The sequence below is a fragment of the Pseudomonas sp. LAM2023 genome, from assembly GCF_016620375.1.
GTDB classification, from domain to species: Bacteria; Pseudomonadota; Gammaproteobacteria; order Pseudomonadales; family Pseudomonadaceae; genus Aquipseudomonas; species Aquipseudomonas anuradhapurensis.
This window is the reverse complement of the sequence record NZ_JAENHV010000009.1, coordinates 435645-448288: the sequence shown is the minus strand read 5'-3', so window position 1 is coordinate 448288 and position 12644 is coordinate 435645. Positions and strand designations below refer to the sequence as shown.

11 protein-coding genes are annotated in these 12644 nt (G+C 61.7%); 7 read left to right on the top strand and 4 right to left on the bottom strand.

The features are described from left to right. Window positions 1-131 precede the first annotated feature (131 nt). Window positions 132-1517 carry an aldehyde dehydrogenase family protein gene (locus JKP78_RS02065; protein WP_186686024.1) on the bottom strand — a complete coding sequence of 462 codons (1386 nt, stop codon included), beginning with the start codon at window positions 1515-1517 and terminating at the stop codon, window positions 132-134. Window positions 1518-1624: 107 nt separating this feature from the next. Between JKP78_RS02065 and ptrR the strand changes: the two genes are divergently transcribed. The 4 genes from ptrR to JKP78_RS02045 all read left to right on the top strand — a co-directional run bounded on the left by ptrR (window position 1625) and on the right by JKP78_RS02045 (window position 4576). Next, a complete protein-coding gene (gene ptrR, locus JKP78_RS02060; RefSeq protein WP_186686021.1) occupies window positions 1625-2491 on the top strand; it encodes a putrescine utilization regulator PtrR in 867 nt (288 codons plus the stop codon). Between the two features lie 126 nt (window positions 2492-2617). Then, complete coding sequence (locus JKP78_RS02055; protein ID WP_186686018.1) at window positions 2618-3061, top strand: carboxypeptidase regulatory-like domain-containing protein; 444 nt, start codon at window positions 2618-2620, stop codon at window positions 3059-3061. A gap of 54 nt (window positions 3062-3115) precedes the next feature. Then, window positions 3116-3862: a phytanoyl-CoA dioxygenase family protein gene (locus tag JKP78_RS02050; RefSeq protein WP_186686015.1), complete on the top strand. Its 747-nt coding sequence runs from the start codon at window positions 3116-3118 to the stop codon at window positions 3860-3862. A 252-nt stretch (window positions 3863-4114) separates the two neighbouring features. Next, on the top strand, window positions 4115-4576 hold the full coding sequence (locus tag JKP78_RS02045) for an acyloxyacyl hydrolase (protein WP_420831056.1): 462 nt from the start codon (window positions 4115-4117) through the stop codon (window positions 4574-4576). A gap of 110 nt (window positions 4577-4686) precedes the next feature. On the opposite strand, the gene JKP78_RS02040 is transcribed toward JKP78_RS02045, so the two are convergent. Next, window positions 4687-6822: a TonB-dependent siderophore receptor gene (locus JKP78_RS02040; protein WP_200625961.1), complete on the bottom strand. Its 2136-nt coding sequence runs from the start codon at window positions 6820-6822 to the stop codon at window positions 4687-4689. 245 nt (window positions 6823-7067) lie between these two features. Next, window positions 7068-7958, bottom strand: a complete 891-nt coding sequence (locus JKP78_RS02035; protein ID WP_186686004.1) for a universal stress protein — start codon at window positions 7956-7958, stop codon at window positions 7068-7070. A gap of 126 nt (window positions 7959-8084) precedes the next feature. On the opposite strand from JKP78_RS02035, the gene hisN reads away from it, so the two are divergent. After that, a complete protein-coding gene (gene hisN, locus JKP78_RS02030) occupies window positions 8085-8876 on the top strand; it encodes a histidinol-phosphatase (RefSeq protein WP_186686001.1) in 792 nt (263 codons plus the stop codon). A gap of 206 nt (window positions 8877-9082) precedes the next feature. On the opposite strand, the gene JKP78_RS02025 is transcribed toward hisN, so the two are convergent. Beyond that, window positions 9083-10468, bottom strand: coding sequence for a hypothetical protein (locus JKP78_RS02025; protein WP_200625960.1), 1386 nt, complete (start codon window positions 10466-10468; stop codon window positions 9083-9085). A gap of 213 nt (window positions 10469-10681) precedes the next feature. Between JKP78_RS02025 and JKP78_RS02020 the strand changes: the two genes are divergently transcribed. Together JKP78_RS02020 and JKP78_RS02015 are read left to right on the top strand one after the other, a co-directional pair. Beyond that, window positions 10682-11413 (top strand): hypothetical protein, encoded by a 732-nt coding sequence (locus JKP78_RS02020; protein WP_200625959.1) that lies wholly within the window; start codon window positions 10682-10684, stop codon window positions 11411-11413. Between the two features lie 248 nt (window positions 11414-11661). Beyond that, on the top strand, window positions 11662-12618 hold the full coding sequence (locus tag JKP78_RS02015; RefSeq protein WP_200625958.1) for a helix-turn-helix transcriptional regulator: 957 nt from the start codon (window positions 11662-11664) through the stop codon (window positions 12616-12618). Window positions 12619-12644 lie beyond the last annotated feature (26 nt).

Genomic DNA, 12644 nt, shown 5'->3' with positions numbered 1-12644 from the left:
TTCGGGGCCGCTTAGCGGCCCATCGCGACGCAAGGCCGCTCCTACCCGAACCTGCTCGAACCACGCGGGGGGCGGATCGGTAGGAGTGGCCTTGCGTCGCGATGGGATGCAAAGCAGCCCCAAGGCACCGATCAGTTACGATCCAGCCAAACCGTCTGCGCATTGGTGAACTCACGCACGCCAAAGTGCGACAGCTCGCGCCCGAAACCGCTCTTCTTCACCCCGCCGAACGCCACGCGGGGGTCGGAAGCGCAGTAGCCGTTGATGAACACGCCACCGGTATCCAGGGCTGCAGTCATGCGCTCGGCCAACGCGTAGTCGGCGGTGTAGATGGTCGAAGCCAGGCCGAAGTCGCTGTCGTTGGCCAGCTCCACCGCGTGGTCCGCATCGCGGGCGCTGATGATCGCCGCTACCGGCCCGAACAGCTCCTGGCGGAACGCCGTCATGTCCGGGGTGACGTTGGCCAGCACGGTCGGCGCGTAGAAGTTGGCCACACCTTCGACCTTGTGCCCGCCCAGCAGCAGGGTAGCGCCTTCGGCGATGCTCGCCTGGACCTGGCCATCCAGCTCGTCACGCAGGTCGTAACGGGCCATCGGGCCGATGTAGGTATCGTCTTCCAGCGGGTTGCCCACCTTCAGCTCACGCGTGGCGTCGACGAACCTGCGGGTGAATTCCTCCACGACGCTGGCTTCGACGATCAGGCGCTTGGCCGCTGCACAGACCTGGCCGGTGTTCTGGTAGCGGCCGATCACCGCCGCCTTCACGGCAGCATCCAGGTCGGCGTCGGCCAGCACGATGAACGGGTCGGAGCCGCCCAGTTCCAGTACGCACTTCTTCAGCGCCGCGCCAGCCTGCGCACCAATGGCCATGCCGGCCCGCACGCTGCCGGTGAGGGTGACGGCGGCAATGCGCGGGTCGTTGATGGCACGGGTGACACCGTCCGGGGTCACGTTCAGTACCTCGAACACGCCTTCTGGCAGGCCGGCATCCTTGAACAGCTCACCCAGCAGGTAAGCGCTGCCCATCACGTTCGGGGCATGCTTGAGCACGTAGGTATTGCCGGCCAGGATCGCCGGCACGGCGCCGCGCAGTACCTGCCATACCGGGAAGTTCCACGGCATCACCGCCAGGATCGGGCCCAGCGGGCGGTATTCGATGCGGGCCTTTTCCACCTGGGTCGGCTCGGCAGCGAGCATTGCCGGGCCGTGCTCGGCGTACCAGCGGCACAGGCCGACACATTTGCTGACCTCGCCACGGGCCTGGGCGATCGGTTTGCCGATTTCGCGGCTGATCATCTGCGCGAAGGCTTCGGCCTTGCCTTCGAGGGTGCTGGCCAGGGCCAGCAAGTACTCGCTGCGCTGACCCAGCGACACCTGGCGCCACTGGCCGAAGCCAACCTTGGCACGTTGCAGCGCCGCTTCCACTGCGGCGTCGCTGTCGAACGGGTAGGCGCCGATCTGCTCGCCGCTGTACGGGTCGAGGGAGATGGCGTGGGTCAGGCTGCTGATCGCGCTCATGGCGGGACACTCTCGTTGTCATTGATCCGAGACGTCAGACTAATGGGCTAGGGCTTTAATGAAAACTGAATAATAATGAGCGAAACATTCACGTTTGGAGAAAGACTGTGGACCTGGTGCAACTGGAAATCTTCAAGGCGGTCGCCGAGCAGGGCAGTATCAGCGCCGCCGCGCAGCACATCCATCGGGTACCGTCGAACCTGACTACACGCATCAAGCAGCTGGAGGAAGACCTTGGCGTGGAACTGTTCATTCGGGAAAAGAGCCGCCTGCGCCTGTCACCGGCAGGCTGGAACTTTCTCGAATACACCCGGCGTATCCTCGACCTGGTTCACGAGGCGCGCCTGACGGTGGCCGGCGAGGATCCGCAAGGCACCTTCGCCCTGGGCTCGCTGGAAAGCACGGCGGCAGTGCGCATCCCGGCCTTGCTGGCGGCGTACAACCAGCGCTACCCCAAGGTCGACCTGGACCTGTCCACCGGGCCATCCGGGACCATGCTCGAGGGCGTGCTGTCCGGGCGCCTGGTGGCGGCGTTCGTCGACGGGCCGGTACTGCACCCGACGCTGGAGGGTATGCCGGTATTCGAGGAAGAAATGATGGTCATTGCGCCACTCAACCATGCCCCGGTGCACCGCGCCCAGGACGTCAACGGCGAAAACATCTACGCTTTCCGCGCCAACTGTTCGTACCGCCACCACTTCGAGAACTGGTTCGTGCAGGACCAGGCGGTACCGGGCAAGATCCACGAAATGGAGTCGTACCACGGCATGCTGGCCTGTGTCAGCGCCGGCGCCGGGCTGGCCATGATGCCGCGCAGCATGCTCGACAACATGCCTGGTTGCAGCACCGTCAGCGCCTGGCCAATGTCGGAGGATTTCCGCTACCTGAAAACCTGGCTGGTTTGGCGACGGGGCACGGTGTCACGCAGCTTGAGCATGTTCGTGAAATTACTCGAAGAAGGCCGCGCAAGCTGATGTTTCTGCTCAAAAAACTTGTTTGTTAAAGCGAATTTCATCCAGGCGACCACGCGTCTGTACGAACACTGTTTCGCCAGAACGATCAGATAATAGGTAAGCCATCCTCGAACGGAGGGTCGTACCATGCGTAATCATCACTATGCCCTCGGTGCCGCACTGCTGGTCGCCCTGGCGCTGCCCTGGACCCTGGCGGCTGCCGCCGACCTGAATGCCCGGATCGACATGCAGGCTGTGCAGCTGCAGCCCCAGGAGCAGAACGGCGTGCGCTACCTGCAAGGGGGCATCGGCCAGGACGAGGCCAATGCCCTGCGCAAGACCCCGGGCTATGACCTCCACGTCGAACTCTCGACCGGCCCGGAAGGCAAGTTCCAAAGCGGTGCCAGCGTGGATATCCAGAATGCCCAGGGTCAGCCCGTGCTCAGCATCTCGGATGCCGGGCCGCTGCTGTACGTGCAGTTGCCGCCGGGCAAGTACAAAGTCACTGGCAATGCTCAGGGCGAAACGGTGCAACAAATGGTCACCGTCAACGGCAAGTCGCCTGCGACCGTGAATCTGAACTGGCATTGATGGAAAATACGGCAGGAGTACAGTTGTACTCCTGCCTGCACAAGGCGTGTCATCATGAGCCTGGACCTGCAGTTGCAAAGCTTGGACGAGCAGGGCTACGTGCTGCTCCCCGCTGTGCTCGAGCCCTTGCGCATCGCCTTGTTGCGCTGCGCCATCGACGACCTGCAACCCATCCACTGGGACTATCAGGGGCTGCTGGAACATTACAAGTGCGTGTTCAACCGCAACCCGCTGTGGCTACCCTTTCTCGACCTGCCTGCGCTGATTGCCCTGGCCGAAGCGGCGCTGGGCGCCGACTGCCATGTAATCGGCCAGACCGCCTGGCGTAGCCACCCCGGCTACCCCGGCATGGCCCTGCATCTGGACCACCTGCCCATGCAGCTGCCCGACTGGCTCAGCGAACGCGGCGACTTCGTCCAACCTGCGCAGATCCTGACGGCGCAGTTGTACCTCAGCGACATTGACCAGGACATCGGGCCGACCTGGATCGTGCCCGCTAGCCATCGTGCTGGGCGGCCTCCGCAGCCTGGTGAGGACCAGTGGCAGGGCCGCCAGGCAGTACCGCTGCTGTGCCAGGCAGGCGATGCGCTGGTATTTCGCAGCGATGTCTGGCACCGCGGCGGGGCCAACAACAGCCAGACACGTGTGCGTGACATGCTGCAAGTGCACTATGGCCGGCGCATGGTGGCGCAGAAGTTTTCTCCTTATCTGGACTGGCGCTTCAACCCGCAGGTGCTGGAGGCGGCCACGCCCCGACAACGGCGTTTGCTCGGCGAGCATGACGAAGCGGAATATGACTGAGTAGCGGTAACCGGAAGGTCGATGCAAGTCGAAGGGATTAGCCAATAGTGGCAATTCACTTCCAACTTTCTGATTATCTGGACAATAATCAGAAAAGTATTACTTGGTGTGACCGGGCTGGATGGTCCGGTCACCATAAATCGAGGGGCTCGAGCCCCCGCTTGCCGTATCGACCATCAGGAGAAGTCATTGATGAAAACCCGTTTCGCAGCTTCGCTGGCTGCCGCAGTGCTGGCCTTTGCCGCGGCCAACATGGCCCAGGCAGCGCAGGTGTCCGGTGCCGTTGGCGCAACTGGCCAAGGCGACATGACCTACCGTATCGGCCTGTCGTTCGACTGGGACAAGAAATGGCTGGAAAGCAGCTCCGGCTACCTCAGCGGATACTGGGATGCGGCCTACACCTATTGGGAAGGCGGTGAGGCCAGTGGCGCCCATTCGCTTTCGGTCAGCCCGGTGTTCACCTATGAATTCAGCGGTTTCCGTTACACCCCCTACATTGAGGCCGGCATTGGCCTGGCGGCGTTCTCCAAGACCGACGTGGGCGACCAGCGCCTGGGGTCGGCGCTCAACTTCGAGGACCGCATCGGCTTTGGCCTGAAATTGCCGGGGGAGCAGAAGGTGGGGATCCGCGCGATGCATTATTCCAACGCGGGGCTCAAGCAGCCTAACGACGGCATCGAATCGTACTCGCTGTTCTACAGCAAAGGCTTCTGAGGCCGGGGGCCGCTTTGCGGCCCATCGCGACACAAGGCCGCTCCTACAGACGCGTTCATTCTGTAGGAGCGGCCTTGTGTCGCGATGGGCTGCAAGGCAGCCCCGGCGATTCAGAAGGTATAGGAAACGCCAGCCTGAACCGTCCGTGGCGCGCCTGGGTAGACGTAGCTGTTGAACGCTCCCTCGTCATAACCTTTGTTGAACAGGTTCTTCACGTCCAGGTTCAGCCGCACATGTTCGTTGACCTGATAGAAGCTCAACAGGTCCACCACGCTGTAGCTTTCCATGCTGTAGGTACTGGCCGCCGTTTGCCCGGCCCGGTCATCCACGTACTTCACGCCAACGCCCAACCCCAGCCCCTTGGCCAGGCCATCCTGGAACTCGTAGGTGTTCAGCAGGCTGAAGCTGTTGCGCGGGATGTTGGCCAGGTGGGTGCCCTTGGGCAGGCTCGTGTCCTTGGTCACTTCGGCGTCCACGTAGGCATAGCCACCGATCACGCGCCATTCGGGGGTGAGGTTGCCGGCGACATTGATATCCAGGCCACGGCTACGAACTTCGCCGGCCGCGATCTTGTAGGTACCGGTGGCGTCGTTCGGGTCGTTGGCCAGTACGTTTTCCTTGACGATGTGGTAGATCGCCGCGTCGACGCTCAGCTGACGATCGAGTGCTTCCCATTTCACACCCAGCTCGTAGGACTTGCCTTTCTCTGGGTCGAAGCCACTGCTACCGTTGCCGGCGGGCGTGCCAGTGTTGGGCTTGAACGAGCGCGCGGTATTGGCATAGACCGCCACAGTGTCGGTCAGGTCGTAGATCAGGCCGAAGCGTGGCGTGACGCCGTTCTCACCCTTCTGGAAGTCGCGGTTGGCGGCACGGCGGTCGTCGTAGTCGTGCTCGAAGCGCTCGAAGCGCACACCGGCCAACGCCTTCAGACGTTCGGTCAGCGCCACCTGGTCCTGGATGAAGAAAGCCCAGGTCTGCAGCTTTTCATTGTCCCAGGTCGTTGGCGTCGCATTCAGCGCCGGCCGCGGTTGGCCCAGAACCGGGTCGTAGATGTCGATCGGGTAGGGCGCGGAGGAACGACGGATAATCGAACTGTAGTGGTAGTTTTCGTACTCGATGCCGGTCAGCAGGGTATGGCTGAGCGTACCGGTATCGAAATGCCCGGTCAGGTTCAACTGCCAGTCGCGGTCGGTCCACTCCAGCTTGCGGTAGTTGAAGTTGCGATCAAGCGTACGGCCATCTGCCTGTAATTTCGTGCCCTCGACAGCATTACCCTTGAGCGAGCCATCGAGGTACTGGAAGCCACCACCCAGCGTCCAGTCTTCGTTGAGCAGGTGCTCGAAGCGCAGTTGGGTCATGTTGTTGTCGTTGTGCAGCAGGTTGTCGCTGCCTTTTTCCCAGATGTAGGTGTCCCGCGACGCGCTGCCAGTTTGGGTGGGATAGCGGGTCAGGCCCCTGTCGAGGGGGTGGTTGTTGCGCATGAAGTCGCCCTCGAAGACGACCTTGGTGCTGTCATTGACCTGCCAGCTGACGACCGGCGCCACGTCATAGCGCTCACTTTCCACATCGTCACGGAAGCTGTCGCCGCCTTCGCCCAGCAGGTTGAGGCGGTAGGCCAGCGAGCCGTCCTGGTTCAGCGGCCCGCTAGCGTCCAGGGTGGCGCGGTGCATGCCCTGGTCATCGAACTGGCTGCCCAGGGTGACCTTCGACTCGGGCAAAGGCTGCTTGCTGACCACGTTGAAGGTACCACCGGGGTCACCTCGGCCATACAGGCTGCTGGCCGGGCCACGGATCACCTCCAGGCGTTCGACCGTGTTGGCGTCCGGGGCGTTGGGGTAGCCACGGTTGATCGGGAAGCCGTTGCGGTAGAACTCACCGGTGGTGAAGCCGCGCACGGTGAAGGTGGTCAGGCCCTGGCCGCCGAAGTTGTTGGCGCGCCCGACACCACCGGCATAGTCCAGGCCGTCCTGCAGGCGGGTGGCGCCAGTGTCTTGCAGCACGTCCTTGGGCACCACGCTGACCGATTGCGGGGTTTCATGCAGCGCGGTGTCGGTGCGGGTGGCGCTGGCCGAACGGCTGGCCTTGTAGCCGTCGACGGGGCCATCGGCACGCTCGCTGTCGGCATTGCCGGTAATGCTCAGGGCCTGCAGTTCGATCTGGGCGGGGGCGCCGAGCGGCTCGGGCTCGGCAAAGGCCAACGGGGAGACGGCATGAAGCACACAAAGCGAAACGAACGTACGGCGCATCGACGGGACGATCCTGGAGTAGGGCGCTGAAGGAAAGGGGCGAAAGCGGCGCAAAACTACTACGAATCATTATCAGATGCATTATTTTTATGTGGCACTGCTGTGCCAGATACCGGGCAGGCCAATCGGTGCTGGGCGCCTTCGCGGGCACGCCCGCTCCCACAGGTGCGTCTCGGGTTCTGGCAATTTCGATGAGCTGTGGGAGCGGGCGTGTCCGCGAATAGCCCGGATCAGCTAACCAGCACTCAGCGGACCGCCTTGATTGCCAATACATTGCACAGCGGGTGCTCCAGTACATGCGCCGTGGTCCCGCCCAGGAAGGTCTGCAGGGCGTCATGCCGGTGGCTGCCCATCACGATCACGTCGGCCCGGCTATGACCGACGAACTGGGCAATGGCCTTGATTGCAGGGCCTTCCAGGAAGTGCCGACGCTCCAACGGAATCTGATGGTGGTCGCCCAGGCGGTTGAACGCCGCTCGCTGCGCAGCCCGCAGGTTGCCATCGAAGCCGGGCATGGTGACCGTTCCGGCACCGAAGTCGGCAATGTGGGTCTTCGCTGCGTCGCATACATGCAGCAGGTGCAGCTCGGCGTTGCACTGCAGGGCCAGGGCATGGGCGCAGTGGATCACCTGTTCGTCCAGATGCTCGCCAGCGCCATGGCTGTTCAGGTCCACAGCGGCAGCGATCTGCCGGGGCAGGGGCAGGCGGATATCGCTGACCAGGTGCACGGCGATCGGGCTGTCCTTGAGCAGCTGCCAGTCCAGTGGCGTCACCAGCAGGCGCTTGAGCACCGGTTCGTGCTGCACGTCCTTGATCAGCAGGTCGCACCCCAGGCGTTCGACCCGTTCCAGCACACTGCCCAGCGGGTCACGGGTCAGCAGCAGCTCGGTGGACACGTCCAGGCCGGCGTTGACCAGTTGTTCGGCTTCGTCCGCCAGCCATTGGCGGTTGTCGCTGAGCAGCCGTTCGCGTTCGCGGCTATCGCTCATCAAGCCGAAGGTGTCGACATCGTCGACGAACACATTGATATCCAGCAAGGCACCGTTGGATTCCGCCAACGCCGCCGCGCGTTGCAGCGCCGGCGTGTGACGCATCTGCGGGCCGAGCATGACGAACAGACGCTTGAACTGGCTCATCGCACACCTCCACGTGTGGCAGCCCCCCCGGTGATCTGGTCATGTTCAGTCTAGACCGCTGCCACGTACAGCGGGGCGATGTGTCAGGTATGATGCGTGCCCCATCTTTGTCACGAGGCCCGTCCCATGTCCCTGAGTGCTGAACAGATCGGCGAGTACCGCGCCTTTGCCGAGCAGTTGGCCGATGCTGCTGCTGAAGCGATCAAGCCCTACTTTCGCGCCAGCCTGGATGTCGAGGACAAGGGCGGGCGCCTGTACGACCCGGTGACCGTGGCCGACAAGGCGGCCGAAGACGCCATGCGCGCGCTGATCCAGGCCCGTTACCCCGAGCACGGCATTCTCGGCGAGGAAGCCGGGGTGGCTGTCGGCAGCAGCCCGCTGACCTGGGTGCTCGACCCGATCGACGGTACCCGCGCCTTTATCACCGGCCTGCCGCTGTGGGGCACGCTGATCGCCCTCAACGACGGCGCGCAGCCGGTGGTAGGGGTGATGAACCAGCCATTCACTGGTGAACGGTTTGTCGGCACACCGGAAGGCGCCTGGCGCAACGGTACGCCGTTGAAAACCCGCGCCTGCGGCGACCTGGCTTCGGCCACGCTGATGTGCACCACCCCGGACATGTTCGATACCGCTGAACGCAAGGCGGCGTTCGAGGCGGTTGCCGGCAAGGCGCGGCTGATGCGCTACGGCGGCGATTGCTATGCCTATTGCATGCTGGCCAGCGGGTTTGTCGACGTGATCGTCGAGGCCAGCCTGCAGCCGTATGACGTCCAGGCGCTGATGCCGATCATCGAAGGGGCGGGTGGGGTGATCACCGCGTGGGACGGCAGCAGCGCGCAGAATGGTGGCTGCGTAGTGGCTTGCGGTGACCCGGCGCTGCATGCACTGGTCGTGGATATGTTGCGCCACCAGCAGTGAACAGGCGCTAGGCTCTGTAGGAAAAGCCTTGATACACGGTGATGCTGCGTTGAAAACAGCGTCGGTATGCTCATTTACAACCCGTAAACTCCGCTTCCTCGGTTGTTTTCGCCTTGCCTGACCTTCGTTTCAAGACTTTTCATACAGAACCTAACGCCAAACCCGGCAAGCCACTGTGTTCAAAGGCCTGCCAGGTTTGGCGGCAATCAGATAAAGAGTTTCATGGCACAGCGACCACCCTCATTCAGTTGGGAGATGAAACGGAGTCCGTCCGCCCCCAGGTATGCTGCGCGCAAGGTGTTCAATCGATCTGTTGGAACCAGGTAGCGTCCTTCGGAAGCGAAGTTAGCGTCCAGTCTGCCATCTTGGGTGACCTTGTGGATGATACCTTGCTGGTAGAAACTGGACTGTTCCATGTGAAGCAAGTTTCCTGCGATATAGATCGACCCTTCGGGTGCAACGAGGATGGCTTCCGTTGTGAGGGCCCTGATATCAGCACCAGGGTCGATATCGATACTGAGCACACCGTCTCCGTTGAACTGCGTATCCGGTAAGCCGGTTTGCTTGTTGTACACACGAATCGTCAGGTTGATTGTGCGTCCAGCCTCGCTAGTGAAATAAGTGCCTTGGCTGATAATGATCCTACTTTCGTCCGCCCCCAATTGAATGCTGCGGTTAGCGAGTTCAATAAAGCCGGCCTGGTTGAAGTCCGTATCCAGCTCGCCGTTGCTCTTGTATCTGGCGACGATGCCGGGTGCACCTTCTTTGCCTGCCAGAACAAAACCACCGTCCTTGAAGAAGTGACAACCCCACGGCTCGAACGTCTCACCCAGAAAATTCGGAATGAGCCATTGGCTTTGAGTGCCATCTGGACCAAGACCGGTTACCGGGGCTCCAGTCTCGGCATCGTGCAGCGCGACCCACAGCCTTTGACTGTTCGGCTGGCCATCGAGCGAAGAGGCGTACAAGGTTTTGATCGTGTTGCCTAGCAATACGCTACGGGTAGCGGGTGCAAATACCTCATCCTTATATCTGTTCTTCAGATTTTTCGGAATCTTTGCCTCATGGGCAGGCTTTGTTTTCGGCCGTTGTTCGTGCTTGGCGGTGGATGTTGCTGTTGGTATGCGCTGGCTGTCAGGCCGGACGAGCATCATCCCTTTCACGCCGAAGCCGTCCAGCGGTGCGAAGTTGTTTTGGTATTGGCCGACAGCCGCTTGCCAGAGCCAATCCTCACCGGTCCATGTTGCACATTTTGAATGCGCGATATAATTCGAGTCCAGTGCAGGTGTCGCGGGCGTAATGAAATGGAACTCCTGTCCATAGGAGAGCGACGGATCCAACGCAGGATCTTCAATTGCGACGAAGCCTGGATCAGCCTCCCAGATGCCCTTGGCATCCAGCCTTGCAAAAAAATAGAAATCCTCGCCGTCGATCGGAGCGCCGCCGACCCAGGTTATACGGTTCGCTGAATCGATTGTTGTTGAGTACACCCCGCCCGAAGATAGGGCGTCTTGGGGGACAGGGAGTCTGGCATAACCGTCAATGCCAAAGTCAGTATCCAGTTCACCGGGGTTCTTTGCATATTTGCTCATGGTGAATCCTCCGTTGGGGCGCAGAGTATTTCTCCATCCTGAGCAAACCCGAAACTGGCAAATATATCAGGTGACCTACTCTACGGCGGCTAGTAGCCGTGCGTTCGGCGATCCTGGTTACCTGCATTTCGCACTTTTTGGAATTTCCGCGCTCTATTCTTGGCCAAGCCGCACCGATACCCGGAGCGGCCGCCGAATATCGACCCGGTGCCGATGGTTGCAAGCAATACCAAAATCTTCTCGTGCCTGCTGCTGGTTGGCGCCTTCAGCTGCCTGTGCGCCTGCACCCAGGAGCAGGGGCGCGGCATGCTCGATCAGCTCGGCAACGGCAAGCCCAGCGAGCTGTTCCAGACCAGCGTCGACCGCATGGCCACGCTGGCCATGCGCGACAATCTGCAGAGCCTGTACCTGTTGATGAACAAGCTGTACCTGCGCAACCCCAACCAGTGGAAGCTTTCCGGCTACGTCGATGCCGCCACTGCCGAGCGGCAGATCCGCATCGCCATCGAACAACGCCAGCCGCTGCCGCAACTGGGCAAGCGCCGTGACCTGGCGGCCTTGAGTTATGCCTTGAGCCCGGAGTTCCGCGGCGATCGGGTCGGCGCGTTCATCTACGCCATCGGCAGCATGCTGATCACCGCGCATGGCGGGCGTACCGAGTTCTACATGACCGATACCATCGATCCGCTGTTCGTCAACAACGCTGCGCGCAACATCGAAAAAGCCACCTGGATGCTGAGCCAGCGACAAGATGCCAATGGGGAGCTGTTGCTGTTCTCCAATGAAATTTCCGAGGAAGGCAGCAACCTCAGCTTTGCCGTGGAGTTCGGCAAGATCGTGGCGCGCCTGGATTTGCTGGCCGAGCTGCTTGACGAACGCTATCGGCGGATTGGCCTGAATTACGCGCAGAGCCTGTTGTTGATGAACTTCCTGCCAGTACAGTGAGGGTGCAGCACTGAGCGTGCGATAACCGCACGCCCATGGCCGTCGGCTGTCCGCTATCCGCCCGGCCATTGCCTGCCGCGCATTGCCCATCCCCGGCCATTTTGCTTAAGTGGGGGCATTCACCGGTTGTCGCCTGCCCCCTGCGCCCACCAGCCGGCTCGATAGAATGACCGTGACGACCGCAATCACCGCCTGTCTGGCTGTAGGGCGCGGCGACCAGAACAACAACGATACCGAGTGCCTTGCCTATGGAAAGCCGCCTGCTGAGCGAGCGCAGTAGCGTGTTTCATCACGCCGACCCTTATGCTGTGTCCGATTATGTGAACCAGCATGTAGGCCAGCATTGCATCGGTCTGTCCCGCACCACCCATCCCCAGGCCAGCCTCAGCCACCGCAAGTTCGCTGAACTGGACCTGTGCCGCATCAGCTATGGCGGCAGCGTACGCGTCACCTCGCCAGCACTGGAAACCATCTACCACCTGCAGCTGTTGCTCAACGGCAACTGCTTGTGGCGTGGGCCCAAGCGCGAGCAGCACCTGGTACCGGGCGAGCTGCTGCTGATCAACCCGGATGATCCGGTCGACCTGACCTATTCGGAAGACTGCGAGAAATTCATCCTCAAGGTGCCGGCCCGGCTGCTCGACTCGATCTGCGACGAACAGCGCTGGCAGCGGCCCGATGGCGGTGTGCGCTTCCTGCGCAACCATTATCGGCTGGATGAGCTGGACGGTTTCGTCAACCTGCTGGCGATGGTGTGCCATGAAGCGGAAGTGAGCGATTCGCTGCCAAGGGTACAGGGCCATTACAGCCAGATCGTCGCCAGCAAGTTGCTGACGCTGATGACTACCAATATCCGTCGCGAGCGCCTGGGTTCACCCGGAGCAAGCCTGGAACGAATCCTCGACTACATCGAACGCAACCTAAGGCTCGAACTTTCCGCCGAAGCGTTGGCAGAGCAGGCATGCATGAGCCTGCGCTCGTTGTATGCACTGTTCGACCGCCACCTGGGCACCACGCCCAAGCAGTATGTGCGCCAGCGCAAGCTGGCGCAGGTGCATGCCTGCCTGGGCGATGCCAGTTGCAGCGTGCACAGCGTGACCGAACTGGCCATGGACTACGGCTTCCTGCACCTGGGGCGGTTTTCCGAGGTGTATCGGCAGCAGTTTGGCGAGCTGCCCTCGGAAACCTTGCGCAATCGGCGCTGAACCAGCCACTGCCTGCACAAAACGGA

What these genes read in the sequence shown, in the direction of transcription:
- JKP78_RS02065 (WP_186686024.1), bottom strand. Translation starts at nt 1,517, where the DNA reads ATGAGCGCGATCAGCAGCCTGACCCACGCCATCTCCCTCGACCCGTAC.
- JKP78_RS02055 (WP_186686018.1), top strand. Translation starts at nt 2,618, where the DNA reads ATGCGTAATCATCACTATGCCCTCGGTGCCGCACTGCTGGTCGCCCTG.
- JKP78_RS02050 (WP_186686015.1), top strand. Translation starts at nt 3,116, where the DNA reads ATGAGCCTGGACCTGCAGTTGCAAAGCTTGGACGAGCAGGGCTACGTG.
- JKP78_RS02045 (WP_420831056.1), top strand. Translation starts at nt 4,115, where the DNA reads ATGGCCCAGGCAGCGCAGGTGTCCGGTGCCGTTGGCGCAACTGGCCAA.
- JKP78_RS02040 (WP_200625961.1), bottom strand. Translation starts at nt 6,822, where the DNA reads ATGCGCCGTACGTTCGTTTCGCTTTGTGTGCTTCATGCCGTCTCCCCG.
- JKP78_RS02035 (WP_186686004.1), bottom strand. Translation starts at nt 7,958, where the DNA reads ATGAGCCAGTTCAAGCGTCTGTTCGTCATGCTCGGCCCGCAGATGCGT.
- hisN (WP_186686001.1), top strand. Translation starts at nt 8,085, where the DNA reads ATGTCCCTGAGTGCTGAACAGATCGGCGAGTACCGCGCCTTTGCCGAG.
- JKP78_RS02025 (WP_200625960.1), bottom strand. Translation starts at nt 10,468, where the DNA reads ATGAGCAAATATGCAAAGAACCCCGGTGAACTGGATACTGACTTTGGC.
- JKP78_RS02020 (WP_200625959.1), top strand. Translation starts at nt 10,682, where the DNA reads ATGGTTGCAAGCAATACCAAAATCTTCTCGTGCCTGCTGCTGGTTGGC.
- JKP78_RS02015 (WP_200625958.1), top strand. Translation starts at nt 11,662, where the DNA reads ATGGAAAGCCGCCTGCTGAGCGAGCGCAGTAGCGTGTTTCATCACGCC.